The sequence below is a fragment of the Streptomyces sp. Ag109_O5-1 genome, from assembly GCF_003814875.1.
In the GTDB taxonomy this organism is placed as follows: domain Bacteria; phylum Actinomycetota; class Actinomycetes; order Streptomycetales; family Streptomycetaceae; genus Streptomyces; species Streptomyces sasae.
Genome location: NZ_RKQF01000001.1, coordinates 2,562,529 through 2,577,180 on the forward strand (window position 1 = coordinate 2,562,529; position 14,652 = coordinate 2,577,180).

General features: G+C 69.2%; 13 protein-coding genes and 2 pseudogenes. 8 read left to right on the top strand and 7 right to left on the bottom strand.

The window, feature by feature from the left end:
• The first annotated feature begins 59 nt into the window (after positions 1-59).
• From EDD90_RS11455 to EDD90_RS11470, 3 genes and pseudogenes are all read left to right on the top strand, one after another.
• Positions 60-761, top strand: a complete 702-nt coding sequence (locus EDD90_RS11455; protein WP_123972914.1) for an SDR family oxidoreductase — start codon at positions 60-62, stop codon at positions 759-761.
• Positions 762-787: 26 nt separating this feature from the next.
• A pseudogene (locus tag EDD90_RS58995) lies at positions 788-1,218 on the top strand (alpha/beta fold hydrolase); the annotation flags it as partial.
• Positions 1,219-1,488: 270 nt separating this feature from the next.
• On the top strand, positions 1,489-1,764 hold the full coding sequence (locus EDD90_RS11470; protein ID WP_123972915.1) for a hypothetical protein: 276 nt from the start codon (positions 1,489-1,491) through the stop codon (positions 1,762-1,764).
• 73 nt (positions 1,765-1,837) lie between these two features.
• On the opposite strand, the gene EDD90_RS11475 is transcribed toward EDD90_RS11470, so the two are convergent.
• From EDD90_RS11475 to EDD90_RS11485, 3 genes and pseudogenes are all read right to left on the bottom strand, one after another.
• Positions 1,838-3,004 (bottom strand): thiolase family protein, encoded by a 1,167-nt coding sequence (locus EDD90_RS11475; protein ID WP_123972916.1) that lies wholly within the window; start codon positions 3,002-3,004, stop codon positions 1,838-1,840.
• Position 3,005: 1 nt separating this feature from the next.
• Complete coding sequence (locus EDD90_RS11480) at positions 3,006-3,677, bottom strand: 3-oxoacid CoA-transferase subunit B (RefSeq protein WP_123972917.1); 672 nt, start codon at positions 3,675-3,677, stop codon at positions 3,006-3,008.
• A pseudogene (locus tag EDD90_RS11485) lies at positions 3,674-4,415 on the bottom strand (3-oxoacid CoA-transferase subunit A). Before EDD90_RS11485 ends, EDD90_RS11480 begins: the two are co-directional and overlap by 4 nt.
• A gap of 304 nt (positions 4,416-4,719) precedes the next feature.
• On the opposite strand from EDD90_RS11485, the gene EDD90_RS11490 reads away from it, so the two are divergent.
• The gene (locus EDD90_RS11490; protein WP_123972918.1) at positions 4,720-5,313 is read left to right on the top strand and encodes a CGNR zinc finger domain-containing protein; all 594 of its coding nucleotides are present in this window, start codon (positions 4,720-4,722) and stop codon (positions 5,311-5,313) included.
• Between the two features lie 35 nt (positions 5,314-5,348).
• On the opposite strand, the gene EDD90_RS11495 is transcribed toward EDD90_RS11490, so the two are convergent.
• Entirely contained in the window at positions 5,349-6,197 is an 849-nt protein-coding gene (locus EDD90_RS11495; RefSeq protein WP_123972919.1) for an MBL fold metallo-hydrolase, read from the bottom strand.
• A 218-nt stretch (positions 6,198-6,415) separates the two neighbouring features.
• Between EDD90_RS11495 and EDD90_RS11500 the strand changes: the two genes are divergently transcribed.
• From EDD90_RS11500 to EDD90_RS59000, 3 genes are all read left to right on the top strand, one after another.
• Complete coding sequence (locus tag EDD90_RS11500; RefSeq protein ID WP_123972920.1) at positions 6,416-7,591, top strand: alpha/beta fold hydrolase; 1,176 nt, start codon at positions 6,416-6,418, stop codon at positions 7,589-7,591.
• A gap of 2 nt (positions 7,592-7,593) precedes the next feature.
• The gene (locus tag EDD90_RS11505) at positions 7,594-8,511 is read left to right on the top strand and encodes an alpha/beta hydrolase (protein WP_123972921.1); all 918 of its coding nucleotides are present in this window, start codon (positions 7,594-7,596) and stop codon (positions 8,509-8,511) included.
• A 371-nt stretch (positions 8,512-8,882) separates the two neighbouring features.
• Positions 8,883-9,266: a helix-turn-helix domain-containing protein gene (locus EDD90_RS59000; protein WP_398928509.1), complete on the top strand. Its 384-nt coding sequence runs from the start codon at positions 8,883-8,885 to the stop codon at positions 9,264-9,266.
• A gap of 474 nt (positions 9,267-9,740) precedes the next feature.
• On the opposite strand, the gene EDD90_RS11515 is transcribed toward EDD90_RS59000, so the two are convergent.
• Together EDD90_RS11515 and EDD90_RS11520 are read right to left on the bottom strand one after the other, a co-directional pair.
• Positions 9,741-10,676, bottom strand: coding sequence for a nuclear transport factor 2 family protein (locus tag EDD90_RS11515; protein ID WP_123972922.1), 936 nt, complete (start codon positions 10,674-10,676; stop codon positions 9,741-9,743).
• 63 nt (positions 10,677-10,739) lie between these two features.
• Positions 10,740-11,522, bottom strand: coding sequence for an MBL fold metallo-hydrolase (locus EDD90_RS11520; protein WP_123972923.1), 783 nt, complete (start codon positions 11,520-11,522; stop codon positions 10,740-10,742).
• 302 nt (positions 11,523-11,824) lie between these two features.
• Here EDD90_RS11520 and EDD90_RS11525 point away from each other — a divergent pair, with 302 nt between their 5' ends.
• A complete protein-coding gene (locus EDD90_RS11525; protein ID WP_260327808.1) occupies positions 11,825-12,640 on the top strand; it encodes an AraC family transcriptional regulator in 816 nt (271 codons plus the stop codon).
• A 626-nt stretch (positions 12,641-13,266) separates the two neighbouring features.
• Here EDD90_RS11525 and EDD90_RS11530 read toward each other — a convergent pair.
• Positions 13,267-14,517: an aldehyde dehydrogenase family protein gene (locus tag EDD90_RS11530; RefSeq protein ID WP_123972925.1), complete on the bottom strand. Its 1,251-nt coding sequence runs from the start codon at positions 14,515-14,517 to the stop codon at positions 13,267-13,269.
• Between the last annotated feature and the right edge of the window lie 135 nt (positions 14,518-14,652).

Sequence of the window (14,652 nt, forward strand, 5' to 3'; positions counted from 1 at the left end):
GAAACCGATCGGTTTACCGTGAAGGAAACCGATCGGTTTCCGATTCTGTGGAGGCAGTCATGACCGCTCTGAAGGGCGCAAACGTCTTCGTCACCGGCGGCAGCCGGGGCATCGGCAAGGCGCTGGTGGAGGAGCTGTATGTGCGCGGTGCGGCCAAGGTCTACGCCACGGCCCGCGACCCGCGCACCGTGACGCACCCCGACGCCGTCCCGGTGGCGCTGGAGGTCACCGACCCGGCCTCCGTCGCGGCGGCCGCCGCACAGGCACAGGATGTCACCGTGCTGATCAACAACGCCGGCGCCTCGGTGGGCGCGTCCTTCCTCGACTCCCCGGTCGACGACGTACGCCGGGAGTTCGAGACCAACTTCTACGGCCCGCTCCTGGTCGCCCGGGCCTTCGTGCCGGTCATCGAGCACAACGGCGGTGGCCACCTCCTCAACGTGCACTCCGTGCTGTCGTGGATCGCGCTCGGCGGCTCCTACAGCGCCTCCAAGGCCGCCCTGTGGTCGCAGACCAACTCCCTGCGCCTGGAGCTGCAGCCGCGCGGCATCGCCGTCACCGGACTGCACGTCGGCTACGTCGACACCGACCTGACGACAGGCGTCGACGCCCCCAAGTCGGACCCCCGTGACGTGGCCGCACTCGCCCTCGACGGCATCGAGGCCGACGCCCACGAGGTCCTCGCCGACGACATCTCGCGGCAGGTCAAGGCGGGCCTGGCCGGCGACCTCGCAGCACTGTATCCCCAGCTGGCCGAGTAAGCCCTTACACAAGAGGAGACGGCGGCATGCCCGCCCAGGACTCGCGTCCCACGATCCACATCCCGGGGACCACCAGCCACGCCCTCGCCCGGCATGTGGGGCACAACGGCGGGGGAACCCTGCGCTAACTCAAGGCGGGCAGCGGCGCCCTTCTGGTCCTGCTGCACACTGTGCGCACTCAGGCGAGCACTTCCGCCACCTCATTCCGCTGATCGCGGACCGGTACACCGTGTCCGCCCTCGATTCTGCCGGGGACGGCTGCTCCTAGATCGCCCCCGGGGGCGTCGTACGACGGGCCGGCCATTCGCGCGGGCGTCAAGCGGCTCCTCACCGGACTCGACCTCCACCACGTGACGTTGATGGCGCGTCCATGGGGACGGTGCTCGCCCTGCCCACCACGGCCGACCTCCCGGAGCGCGTCCGGCGGGTCGTCGCGGTGAACACGTATGAGTTACGACCCCAGGAACCCATTGCCTGCCACCGGCGGAGCCCTGCTGCTGACCGACGACTCCGGCCCGGTCCGCTCGACCAGACTGCCGTGAGGGCGCGCCTCCAGGTCACCTGCAGCAACTTCCCGCGCCAAGACCGCAACCTCAACACGGGCGAGCCCGAGGAAAGCGCGATGTCGGCCCGAGTGGCTCACCAGCAGGTCTTCCACGGCCCCGCCCGGCCCTCCCGCCTCGTTCTGCCCGTGGTGGCTGCGGCCTGACAAGAGGGAGCGTGGGCCATGGTGAGTCTGGACACCTTCACCCTGGTCGGCATCACGGTCGAGGGGCCCGCACTGCCCGTGGCCCGGGCTCTCGCGGAACTGTGGGAGACCGATCTGGTGGTGCAGACGACCGGCATGTTCGGCATCATCGCGGAACTCGTCTGCCGAAACGATCGTGAACTCCTGCGCTCACTCATGGACAGCGGGGGCCCAGCGAGTCGGCCGGTGCCGATGCTCTGGAACATCTCGACGAGGGTGACAACGCCCTGGTCGCGTGCTCCAGAAGGATGGTAGGACACCCTTCAAGCAACTGGTGTACGGCCACGGTGTCCAAGCCGCGGGCTCCGGCCCGCGGCTTGACCGCCCTTCACCTCTCGAGTACGACGGCGAGGCCTTGGCCGACGCCGATGCAAATTGCCACGACTGCGATGCCGCTGCCCCGGCGGGCGAGTTCGTGGGCCGCGCGGCCGATGATGCGTCCCCCGGACGCTCCGAGCGGATGCCCCATCGCGATCGCGCCTCCGTACAGGTTCACCTTCTGTGGGTCGAGGTCTCTCCACAGCCGCAGACAGGCGAGCGACTGCGCTGCGAATGCTTCGTTCAGCTCGACCAGGTCGACGTCGGCCCATGTGCGTCCGGAACGGGCGAGGGCGCGGTTGGCCGCCTCGACGGGTGCGACTCCGAAGACGTCGGGGTCGTTGCCGAACGCCGCGCGGGCTGCGATGCGGGCGAGGGGTTCGCCGTCGAGCACGCCTTCGCGGGCGACGAGCACGGCGGAGGCGCCGTCGTTGATGGGTGACGAGTTCCCGGCGGTCACCGTGCCGTTGGCGGCGAACGCCGGGCGCAAGCCGGCGAGTACTTCGACGGTCGATTCGTCGCGGATGCTTTCGTCGCGGGCGAGGTGGTGGCCGTCGACCTGGACGATCTCGTGGTCGAAAACGCCGTCCGCCCATGCGCGGGCGGCCAGGCGATGGCTGCGCGCCGCGAACGCGTCCTGCTCCTCACGTGAGATCCGGTGGATTCCGGCAAGCTTTTCGGCGGTCTCGCCGTTGGAGATCGTCCATTCCTTCGGCAGGCGAGGGTTGACCATGCGCCATCCGATCGACGTGTTCCGCATCGTCTGGTTGCCTGCGGGAAAGGGCCGGGTGCTTTTCTCGACGACGTACGGCGCGCGACTCATGGACTCCACGCCGCCCGCGAGCACGATGTCGGCGTCTCCTGCCTCGACGGCTCGTGACGCCTGGATGACGGCCTCGACCGAGGACCCGCACAGGCGGTTGACGGTGACTCCCGGGACCGAGGTGGGGAATCCGGCGAGCAGCGCGCCGAAGCGTGCTACGTCGCGGTTGTCCTCGCCGGCCTGGTTCGCGTCGCCGAATATCACGTCGTCGATGCGCGCGGGATCAAGGCCGGTGCGCTCGACGGTGGCGCGCATGACGATGGCGGCGAGGTCGTCGGGGCGTACGTCGGCGAGGGCTTTGCCGTGCCGTCCGAAGGGGGTGCGCACGGCGTCGTACACGAAGCTCGCGGGCATGTCAGTTACCTCTCAAGGGTGCCGCGGCGTCGGTGACGTCGGCGAGGTTGAGTCCGGTCAGGGCGGCCAGGGAGTCCACCGTGTTGTCGCCGAACGTCTCGCGCACGCGCAGTCCGTCGGGCGTGACGTCGAACACCGCGTGATCGGTGTAGATGCGGGTCACGCAGCGCACTCCGGTCAGCGGGTAGGTGCAGGTGGCGACGAGTTTCGGCGTGCCCTGCTTGGTGAGCAGGTCGGTCATCACGTAGACCGACTTCGCGCCGATGGCGAGGTCCATCGCTCCGCCGACGGCGGGAATCGCGCCGGGCTCGCCCGTCGACCAGTTCGCGAGATCGCCGGTTTCTGACACCTGGAACGCGCCGAGTACACACACGTCCAGGTGGCCGCCGCGCATCATCGCGAAGGAGTCGGCGTGGTGGAAGTACGCCGAGCCGGGCAGCGCGGTCACCGGCTGCTTGCCGGCGTTGATCAGGTCGGGGTCGACGGTGCCGGGCTCGGGTGCGGGCCCCATGCCGAGCATCCCGTTCTCGGTGTGCAGGACGACCTCCGTGTCGGCCGGCAGGTAGTTGGCGACAAGGGTGGGGGCGCCGATGCCAAGGTTCACGACCGATCCCTCGGGGATGTCGGCCGCGATGCGGCGGGCGAGGCCGATGCGGCTGATGCGCGTGGTCATCGGCTCTCCTCCTGTGCCAGCGGGCTCCCCTCGATGTCGACGCCGCCGACGAACACGCCTTCGTCGAGCCAGCGGCGTTCTCCCACCGCGACGACGTGGTCGATGAAGATGCCGGGCGTCACGACTGTCTCGGGGTCGATGTCGCCGAGCGGCACGATCTGGTCGACCTGGGCGATGGTGGTGGCCGCCGCGGCCGCCATGATCGGGCCGAAGTTGCGGGCGGTCTCGCGGTAGACAAGGTTGCCCCAGCGGTCGGCCCGCAGGGCGCTGATCAAGGCGACATCAGCTCGGATCGGGTATTCGAGCACATAGTCGCGGCCGTCGATCGTGCGCACCTCCTTGCCTTCCGCGAGCTGTGTGCCGACGCCTGTCGGCGAGAAGAACGCGCCGATACCCGCGCCCGCAGCGCGGATGCGTTCGGCGAGATTCCTCTGCGGGACGAGCTCCAGCTCGATGTCTCCCGCGGTAGAGGCCGTCGAACACCCACGAGTCGCTTTGTCTCGGGAACGAGCAGATGATCTTCCGTACCCTTCGCGCCGCAAGAAGCGCGGCAAGACCCGTGTCGCCGTTGCCCGCGTTGTTGTTGACGACGGTCAGGTCGCGTGCTCCGTGGGCGATGAGTGCGTCGATCAGCTCCACCGGCTGGCCCGCGCGTCCGAAGCCACCGATCATCACGGTGGCGCCGTTACGGATCCCTGAGACGGCGGCCGCGGTGTCCTCGACAGTCTTGTCGATCACTGTTCCTCCACCCGTTCGGGCATCGCGCGACCTCTCCAGCGATTTCACATGGCCGGCCCGCGTGGTGACAGTGCGCGACGACAACACCATCTGACTTAGGCATAGCATCTATGCTTATGTCACATCACGCCGTGAGCGTCTTGGGCAGGGTCGATGAGCGTGAGGTGCAGCGCCCTCCGTTTGACGCTCACCGCGATGCCGCGCACTCACCGGTGCGTCGAACGCACGGCGTCGCCGTTAGGGTCCTTTCGGCGGCGATCCCGCTCTCCTCGCCAATGAAGACTGGAGCTAATAAGCTATGCCTATGTCTGAACTCGCGAGCGAACGCTACACCGACCGCATCGCCACCGGACCGCTCATCCTCGTCCAGGAGGTCCTGAACACCCGCGCCGCCGGCAAGCCCGCGCTCGAGGACCTGCTCTCGACGCCGGAATCTGCGACGTCATGGCTCTCCGGCGCGCTGGACGAATGGAGTCGACGTACCGGGGCGGAGGCGCCGGCGATCGAGGTCGATGAACCGGGGCTGGTGCGGCTTCAGCAGCTACGCGCGTCGCTGCAGATGACGGTGTCGGGTGCGGTGCGCGACGCTCCGGTCCGATCCGCGCCGAAGGGGGTGAGCGGCGCGCTCGAGGTGCGGATCGACGCCGATGGCGTCTTTTCGCTGGCGCCGCGCGGCAAGGACGTCGGCTGGGCCGTGGCGGCCGTGCTCAACGAGATCACGAACGCCCAACTGACGGGTACCTGGCGTCGTCTGAAGATGTGCCGTAACCGGGTCTGCTCGGTTGCGTTCTATGACGGCACGAACCCCAACAACGGGGTCTGGCACGACGTGCGTGTGTGCGGTAACGCCGTGAACCTTCGGGCCTCGCGGCAGCGTCGGGCGGCCGCGCGCGCGTAGCGCGCCGCGGGCCGCCCGGCCGGCTCGCCGACCGCTCAGCCCTTCGCGGCCCGGCAGGAGCCCCACAGTGCACCGGGATTGATACGCGACGGGTGACGGTCGAGCATGTACTCGTAGAGCTCGAGGGTGCTGCCGGTGCGACGCACCCCGCTGTTGAAATCAAGGATGTAGCGGCGGGTCTCCTCGATGTGACGGGGATCGTCATCCGCGGTCTGATCCTTGTGGCCCGCGACGATCGCGGCCGGCGCCAACGCCTCGACCGTGTCGAGAGCCCTCAGCCACTCGGCTCGCCCTTCCGCGTCCGATGCCGCGAGCATGAGGTGCACGTTGTTGTAGATCACGTCGCCTGCGACGACCAGCTCCAGGTCGGGCACGTGCAGGCAGGTGGTGTTGTCGCTGTCGGTGTGCCCCAGGCGGACCGGGCGGACCTCCGCCCCTCCGACGGTCAGGACCTCGTCCTCGAGAGGTTCGGCGAGTACCAGTCGCTCAGCGATCTGCTCGGGGAACCAGGCGCGCCAGACCGCCTTGAGGACCTCGGGCGAGGACTGGTAGGCCATGTCCTCGACGACCTCGGGCAGCGCGAAGGCGCGCGCGCCCGGGTACTGCTGCAGCACGGCTCCGAGACCGAACCAGTGGTCCCCGTGGCCGTGCGTGACGTACACGCTCGTCACGGGGGCCGCATGCTCGCTGAGCCAGCGCAGCAGGCCCTCCGACTGCGCGATCGTGAAGAGCGGATCCACCAGCAGCGCCTCCCCCTCGTTCGAGATGAGGATGCTCGACGTCGGCGACCAGGAACGCTCGCTCTGATCGGGTGGCACGTCGGAGTTGGTGGTCGGCATGCCGTCCGCGACGTGCACGGCGTAGGTGAGGGCGTTCGACGTCATTGGTGGACTCCTCGGATTCTCGGGTGGTCGCTCCCACTCCGGCCGGAACGTGGAGGGAGCCGGAAGGCCGGTCCTCGTTCCGTCGCTCACGGAGCGATGACATTGACGCAAGCATAGACCCTATGCTTACGTCATAGAGCTCGCGTCGGCCGGGAATCCCGAGAGCCACCGGCTCCGATTCGTCGCCGCAAGAGAGCGATCGTCAAAGGAGACACGAGATGAACAGCCCAGCGACGAAGGCGCCGACCGCGGTGCTCGTCCACGGATACCTGGACGACGGCGCCATCTGGAACAGCGTCCGCACCGTCCTCGACGAGCGGTCGGTCCCCTCGATCGCCTTCGAGCTCGCCGGCATGGGTGCACGCGCCTCGGATCAAGGGCCGTTCACACTCGTTCGCTGGGCCCACGACCTCGAGAGCGTCGTGCGCACGACGGAGGGCCCCGTCGTACTCGTCGGCCACAGCATGGGGAGCCAGATCGCCGAGCTCGTCGCCGCCCGCCTGGCCCACCAGGTGCGCTCGCTCGTCTTGATCAACCCGATCCCGCTGGCGGGCACTCACCTGCCCCCGGAGCAGATCGCTCCCTTCCAGGCGCCGGATCTCGGACTCGACGCGCAGCGTGCCTTCCGCGGTGCGCTCGCCACCGCGTTCCCGGACGAGGAGAATGACCGGCTCGCCCAAGTGACGCTGCACGTCGCCCCCTCGACGATCTCCGACACGGCGACGGCATGGAACAACGGCCACCCGGACGGACACCAGCCCAGCAAGTACCGCGGGAGCGTCACCGTCCTGCGCGGCGAGAACGACCCCTTCGTCACGGAAGAGATCGTCTCCGCGTATGTCGCGCCCCGCTTCCCCGGCGCCACCTCGCAGACCATCGCCGGGGCAGGCCACTGGGCGCACGCCGAGAACCCGGCGGCGGTCGCCGCTGTCATCACGGCGGTCGCCGAGGAGACCGCGTCAAACTCCGCCGACGGCCGCCCGGCCAAGGCCTGGACGGCCGCGTTCGAGCAGCGCACCCAGGACTCCTTCGCGGCGGCGCTCTCGCCGAACGTGCGGATGGAGGCCAGCGCGCTCGCCAAGCCGCTGGAGCGCAAGGAGCAGGTCGAGGCCCTCATGGCCGCGGTGAGCTCCGCGTACGAGCGGCTCGAGTTCGTCCGGAAGGTGCAGGACGGACCGCGGACGTATCTGGAGTGGGAGGCCAGCGCGTTCGGCGGCTTCGAGATGAAGGGGATCACGATCCTCACGCGTGATGACGAAGGGTTCATCACGGAGATCGCCATCCACCACCGCCCCCTCGGCGCCGTGGTGCAGATCAACGCGAAGGTCGGGGCAGCCCTGACCGCGGCCGGCGTCATCCCCGCCGAGTACTTCAACTTCACAGAAGGCGAATGACCATGACGGAACGCATCGACGTAGAGTTCACGGCGGACGGGGGCGTGACGCTGCGCGGCTGGCTCTACCTGCCGGACGCCGAGGGTCCGCGCCCCGCGATCACGATGGCGCACGGATTCGGCGGCAACCGCGAGATGGGCCTCGACCCGTACGCACGCAAGTTCGCCGATGCCGGGTTCGTGGTGCTCGTCCACGATCACCGCACGTTCGGCGCCAGCGACGGCGAGCCCCGCAACGACGTCGACCCGTGGCGTCAGATCGCGGACTGGCGCCGCGCAATCAGCTTCCTGGAGGCCCGGCCGGAGGTCGACGCGGACCGCATCGGGGTGTGGGGCACGAGCTTCGCGGGCGGTCACGCGATCGTGCTCGGCGCGACCGACGTGCGGATCAAGTGCGTGGTGTCGCAGGTGCCCACCATCAGCGGATTCGAGCAGTGGCAGCGCAGGGTCCCGCCGGAGCGCATCGCCGCCTTCGAGCTCGCCCAGGCCGACGACGAACGCGCCCAGGCCGCCGGCGGCGAACTGCGGTACCAGACCTCCATCGGCGACGATCCGGCCGACCCGGCCCTGTACACCAGCCCGGACGCGCTGCGCTTCTACCGTGACCTGGTTCCGCCGGGCCGCGAGAACAACACGGTGACGATGCGCTCCAGCCGGGCCGCGCGGCTCTACGAGCCGGGCGTATGGATCACCCGGGTCTCGCCCAAGCCGCTCATGATGATCGTCGGGACCGGTGAGACGGTGATCCCGGCCGACATCCAGCTGGCCGCCTTCGAGCGGGCGCTGGCCCCGAAGAAGCTGGTGCTGCTGCCGGGCGGGCACTTCGACGCCTACAAGGTGCACTTCGAGGAATCCAGCGGCGCCGCGCTGTCGTGGTTCCGAACTCACCTGGACCCGGTCCCGGCCTCAACCGGCTCGTGAGACGGAGGCGGTTCCGGCCACTGCTGGAACCGCCTCCCCAGCGGGTAACTGCCGCCACCTCTCTCTCCCCGGCGGCGCGCTTCCGGAACGTGGCAGCCACGGTCACGCGCCACCTGGCACGGTCGTCCATGACATGCGCCTCGCCGAGTGCCGTGCCGACCCGTTCCCGCCGCCGTGTGTGTACCGGCGCGGACATGCGGAGGACCGTCGCAGGCAGCGGCTGTAGCGCTTGGGGCAGTGCAGGTTGGAGTGCTCTCGCCGGCATCTGAGGAGCGCCCGCGGCGATCGCAGCCGGCGAGCGTACGCAGGACAGCCGGTTGGCGAGCGGAGAGTGCCACACCGCCGTCCTGCGACTCCTGCTGTCCGTGTTGGTGCTCCGGCCGGGTGGGCGTCCCAGCACTACGGAAAACAGCGACACTTTCCGCCGGTTCCGCGAGGCGGTCGAGCGTGACTTCACCAAGACCCGTGAGGTCGCTGACTACGGGGGTACTCCCCGCGCACGCTCACGAGGGCAACCGCATCCGCGGTCGGTACCAGCGCCAAGGGGTTCATCGGGGTTCATCGACGAACGAGTCATGCTGGAGGCCAAGCACCGCCTCGCCCACAGCGACGAGCCCACCGTGCGTATTGCCGAACACATCCGCTTCAGCAGTGCCACCAACTTCAGCACGTACTTCCAGTCCCGAGCCGGACAGAGCCCGATCCAGTTCTGGAACGCGTCCCGCCAGGTCTCACGTCCGCAAGGTGAGCCCTGACGCTGCGGACGGCCAGAGGTGTTCTCGAGGGCTTCGCGTGGGAGGATGCGGCAGTCGACCAGCACGCCGAGGCTCTTGCGCAGGGCGGCCAAGTCGCGGATCCGGGCCGCGGGCAGCATCGGACAAGCGTTGAAGTCGAACTCCTCCACGACGGCCAGGGGCACGCCGATGGGAGGCGGCGCCAACGGGGCGGGCACGGCGCCGGTGCTCCCCGTCAGACCGCCGACTGCGGACGTGCATCACCGACCTGGCGGACTGCTTCCAGTCGTCGGCCCCTGCGGTGAGCTCCGTCCGCGTGTCCGGGTGAGGTCGCCGGGGCACACGGACGGAACGATGGGCGGCCCGCTGCGGGCCGTCCCGACCCGTGTGCCGCAGCGGCCGTAATCCGGCGTGGTGAAAGCGAGATCCCACCCGCCCGGCGAGGAACCCACTGGGACGCAAAGGGGCGTTCTGTTTTCGTGAACGCCCCTCAGATCAGAACATCGTGTTGTCGTTGGCGGAGGTGGCCGGCACGTCCTGAAGCACGTCCCAGTGCTCGACGATCTTCCCGCCCTGTACCCGGAACAGGTCCACGACGGCCTGCCCGCGCTCGCCGGGCGCGTTCACGTAGTGACTGTGGACGGCGACCAGATCTCCCTCGGCGACAACGCGCTTTCGGGAGACGGTCAGCTCCGGGAACGCCTGGAAGTACGCCCCAAGCCCCTCCCGTGCACCGGCCACACCATCCGCGATGCCGGGATTGTGCTGGTGGTACCCGGCGCTCCAGTACAGGTCGAGCGCGGACAGATCCTTGTCGACGATGAGCCGGTCGAATGCCTCGGTGACGAGCTTCTTGTTGGAGGCGGTGAGCCACCGTGGACCAGGTTGCCCGGTCTGCGGCCGGCTGACGGTGGAGAACATGTCGTTGCCGTTGACACTGCTGTCGGGGACGTTCTGCAGGGTGTCCCAATGCTCGGCGATCTTGCCGCCCTGGAACCGGAATATGTCGAATACGGCCGAGCCTCGACTTCCCGGCGTCAGTACGAGGTTGGAGTGCACCACGACGAGGTCGTCCTCGGAGATGACCCGCTTGACGTCGTACTTGGCGTCGGGGAACTGCTGATGCAACCCGGCAGCGAAGTTCTTCAACGCCTCGGGGCCGTCGGGCGCGAGGGGGTTGTGCTGGATGTAGTCGGCCCGCACGAACCTGTCCACGACCGCGGTGTCACCCCGCTCGAACGCCGCCTTGAGGACGCGTACGGCGACGGTCTTCTGGTAGTCGAGCCGGGTGCCGCCGTCGACGTGCCCGTAGGCGTGACTCGCGTTGACGGGGGGCGAGGCGAAGGCGGGTACGGTCGCGGCGCCCAGCAGGGCGGACGTGGCGACCGTGGCGACGAGGATGCGACGGGTGGCCATGCGCCTGCTGGACATGTGGGAAGTCACGATGTTCTCTCTCTCGGGACTTGGGCGGTTTTCTGGAAGGTCGGAGCGGACTCAGTTCTTGGGGCCGAACATGTAGGCGTTGGCGACGTCGATGAGGGCTGCGCCCTGGTAGGAGGGGTAGCGCTCGGTGATGGCCTTCTTGTAGGCGTCGCCGTCGTCACCGAGCAGCTCCCGGCTGGCGTTGACGTAGTCGGTGAGCTCGGCCCAGATGGCCGGGGTGGTCGGCTCGCCGTGGCCGGGCAGGATGGTGTCGTACTCGGTCTCGGCTGCGAAGCGGTCGATGTTGGCCTGCCAGCCGTCGAAGTCCTTGTCCAGGAGCCACAGGTGGGTGCGGTTGTAGACCACGTCCTGAGCGACCAGGACGCCCTCCTCGGGCAGCTTGATCACGAGGGTGGTGTGGATCTCGCCGCCGGTGACCTTCTCGAACACGAACGGGATGCCGTCGATGACCTCGGTGCCCGGGGTGATCTCCACGGTCGGAGTCATGTCGGCGAGCGGGATCGGGGCGCCGGTGGGCAGATCCGTCTTGGCACCCATGGCGACGATCTCCGCGGTGGTCTCCGGCAGCGCGTGCACGGGGACGCCGAAGCGGGCCGCGCCCTGGTAGTGGTCCGGATGCGCATGGCTGACGACGAGGCGGTCGAGCGGCTTGCCAAGGCTCTTGGCGTAGGCGACGACCTCGTCGGCGTAGGCCAGGACGAACTGCGCGTCGACGGCGATGATCCGCGACGGCGTCTCGATCAGCTGGGTGGTGACGCCCAGGCCGTCCTCGGGTGCGCCGTAGCTGTGGATGCGGACCGAACCCTTGTCGATGACCGTGAGGGTGCCGTGCATGACTGTGCTCCTGTCGGAATGCGGATGAGCGGTGATGAGGGGACGCGGGAAGGGGCGGATCGTTGATGGCCGACTCATGGCCGGCCATCGGCCGCATCGGACACGGCCGGCTTTCCATCCCCACGGGCCCGCGCCCCTGGAACAACTCCATACTGGGACGGAACCGGAGGTCCAGCGAGGTACGCTGCGGTCTCGTGATGGTCCACAGGCGACAAGCGCGGCGGAAGCCCGGCCGGCGGGAGACGGGCCTGCCGAAGGTGGTTTTCCATCCTCCGGCCGGAACCCCGGCGGGCATGGAGGTCATGACCCTGACCGACTTCCGCGACCGCATCCGGGACTGGCCCTGGCACATCGCCACCCCGCACCGGCAGGACTTCCACGCCCTGATGCTGGTCACCGCCGGCACCCTGCGCCACCGCGTCGACTTCACCGGGTACGTACTGCCGCCCGGTTCCTGGCTGTGGATCCGGCCCGGCCAGGTGCACCAGTGGCAGAACCCTGACCAGGCCGAGGCCATCCTGGTCTTCTTCCAGGAGGACTTCGTCGCGCCCGAGACCGCGGAACTGGCCGGACTCGGCACCGGCACCGCCGCGATGCCCTTGTACAGCCCCGATCCTTCGGAGGCCCCCGTGCTGGCAGCTGCGGCCGAGCAACTGGCCGCGGAGTTCTCCCAGTGGGACCGCCATCCGCTGCCGGTGCACACCGCCCTGCTGCACCGCCTGCTCGACGTCGTACTCCTGCGCCTGGCCCACCTGCAGCAGCACGGCCAGGCTGCGGAGTCCGCCCCCGAGCCCTTCCTGCGCTTTCGCGACGCTGTCGAACGAGGTTTCTCCCGCACCCATCGCATCGACGACTACGCCCGCGAACTCGGCTACTCCACCCGCACCCTCACCCGCGCCACCCAGACCGCCGCGGGCCTCAGCGCCAAGGACTACCTCGACCAGCGCCTCACCCTGGAGGCCAAGCGACTCCTCGCCCACGGCACCGAACCCGCCTCCACCATCGCAGCCCACCTCGGCTTCACCAGCGCCACCCACTTCGGCAAGTTCTTCCAACGCCACACCGGCCAGACCCCCCTGGCCTTCCGCGCCTCCCAACGTGCGTCGCCGCCTGCGTAGCCGCCCCACGCCACCTGACTGCGTGAACGAGTTCGGCGAGGGCTGCTTTGGGCGCCGGCCCGTTGGAATCACGAGCAACAGACTCCATCCCTTGGGCCAAAAGCCTGAAGTACTCACCAGCGCACAACTCACCGCGTGTTTCGGACGCCAGATCGAGGTCGCTCGGCATGCCGCCCGCTGGACTGCCCGCTCGGCACCGAGAAGGTGACGGTCGGTGCCGCACGCCTCCCCTTCTCGGCATCGACCGCGTCCGCTGACGATCCTCCAAGCCGCCGCGCCCCGGCTCGAAGGTCATCGCGTCCGCCCCTCCCTGGGAGGCCAGGGCACCGCCGTCCGTCGTTCCGTGGCCGCCATGAGGTCACGGCGCGGAGGGCAGCCGCTGTTGCGCGGTGTGGCGGGTTGCCCCACCGTCCGCTGAGCCGGGCGACGAGAAGCAGACCGCGTCCGCCCTCGTTGCGCAGTGCTCGGCGCCGATCGCGCCGAAGCGCTACGGAGCCCCGCTCGCGGTCCAGGTGCTCTCAGCCGACGGGTTCTTGCCTGGGGCGGAATCGTCCATGTCGGTGATCAGGGATCGAGGTTCGGCGAATGGGCGATGAAGGGTGACCGCGTCTCGACGCGGCATCGGCTCACCTGTGCAGGGACGCCGCGGGTCGAACCACGTACTGGCGCAGGTACAGGTCACGGTAGGTGACGGGGCCGCGGGGGCCGGGGACGCGGTCGATGTTGATGCCGGTTTCCGGCAGGCGCAGGAGCTTGAAGCCGTCGAGGAGCCGTGTGGTGGAGTTCCAGAAGACGCCTGAGCCACCGTAGGCGTCCATGAACTGGGCTGCGGTGTCCGGGTCGTGGGTGGCGATGGCGGCGGCCAGCCCGGAGGTCTCCTCGTTCGCGATCCGTGCTGCGTGGACCGGGCCGTCCGCCTCGTCGATCGTCACTGTTGCCGCACGCTCGGAGTCCAGGGACCACTCGTAACCGCGCGCGTGGGGGTGCGGCGGCAGCGACGCAGCGATGCCCAGGTCTTCGAGCGTCTTCAGAATGCCCGGCAGCAGCTTGTCGCGGACAGCCCGGTCGATGAGGAGCAGATTGAGCCGGTTGCAGACGCCCAGCCGGTCCAGGCTGCTGGTGACCAGCTCGTGCACCAGCTTCTCGTCGGCGTCCGGGGCCACGTAGAGCACTCCGCCGCCGTCCGCGTGGGCCAGCGTGCGCACACCGTGGCGGGCGGCCTCTCGGCCGAGCTCCCGGGTGCTGTCGCCGCTGCCGCGCAGGATGACCAGAGGGATGGTCTCGGGCAGCGACACCAGCGCGTACGCAGCCGCCCGATCCTCGCTCGGCACCAGCTGGACGGCGTCCGGGTTCAGTCCCGCCCCGGTGAGAGCGGGCGTGATCACGTGGGTGACCAGGGCCTGGGAGGAGCGCAGGGCCGCCGAACCGGTGCGCAGTACGCCGCCGTTGCGGGACTTGAGGAACTGGGACGCGACGTCGAGCGTCACATTGGGACGCGCCTCGAAGTTCGCTCCGATGACCCCCACCGGGCGGCGGCGCTCCAGCAGGACCAGGCCGTCGGGACGCTCCTCGAGGACGCTGTCCCGCGGCTCGTGCGGCACGTCCGCCAGCGTACGCAGCGCCGCGGCCATTTCCTCGAGCCGCGGGCCGGTCAGCCGGAGGCGATCCTGCAGTGCCGCCGACATCCCGCTCGATACGGCCGCTTGCAGGTCGGCCTGATTCGCCGCCGTCAGCACGTCGCGCGCCGTGTGCAGCCGCTCCGCCATGGCCCGCAGGGCGGTGTCGATCTCCACGTCCGACGCCCGGGCCAAGGCCGCCGAGCCCTGCGTCGCCCGGACCGCGCAGGCGTGAACCGCCTCCCGAACGGAGTTGGGCACGCTTATCTCGTTCCTGCTCACATCGGTCCCTTCATGGTCCAGGCGCACTACGCGTCGGGTGACAGGAGGATCGTTCAACAATCCCCGGGCAGTGTCACCGTAAACCGCCCGGTTTCCGCCGGGCAAGGGAAGAGT

Coding starts and splice junctions, on each gene's coding strand:
- EDD90_RS11470 (WP_123972915.1), top strand. CDS start 1,489: ATGGTGAGTCTGGACACCTTCACCCTGGTCGGCATCACGGTCGAGGGG.
- EDD90_RS11480 (WP_123972917.1), bottom strand. CDS start 3,677: ATGACCACGCGCATCAGCCGCATCGGCCTCGCCCGCCGCATCGCGGCC.
- EDD90_RS11505 (WP_123972921.1), top strand. CDS start 7,594: ATGACGGAACGCATCGACGTAGAGTTCACGGCGGACGGGGGCGTGACG.
- EDD90_RS11525 (WP_260327808.1), top strand. CDS start 11,825: ATGACCCTGACCGACTTCCGCGACCGCATCCGGGACTGGCCCTGGCAC.
- EDD90_RS11490 (WP_123972918.1), top strand. CDS start 4,720: ATGTCTGAACTCGCGAGCGAACGCTACACCGACCGCATCGCCACCGGA.
- EDD90_RS11495 (WP_123972919.1), bottom strand. CDS start 6,197: ATGACGTCGAACGCCCTCACCTACGCCGTGCACGTCGCGGACGGCATG.
- EDD90_RS11515 (WP_123972922.1), bottom strand. CDS start 10,676: ATGTCCAGCAGGCGCATGGCCACCCGTCGCATCCTCGTCGCCACGGTC.
- EDD90_RS11500 (WP_123972920.1), top strand. CDS start 6,416: ATGAACAGCCCAGCGACGAAGGCGCCGACCGCGGTGCTCGTCCACGGA.
- EDD90_RS11520 (WP_123972923.1), bottom strand. CDS start 11,522: ATGCACGGCACCCTCACGGTCATCGACAAGGGTTCGGTCCGCATCCAC.
- EDD90_RS11455 (WP_123972914.1), top strand. CDS start 60: ATGACCGCTCTGAAGGGCGCAAACGTCTTCGTCACCGGCGGCAGCCGG.
- EDD90_RS11475 (WP_123972916.1), bottom strand. CDS start 3,004: ATGCCCGCGAGCTTCGTGTACGACGCCGTGCGCACCCCCTTCGGACGG.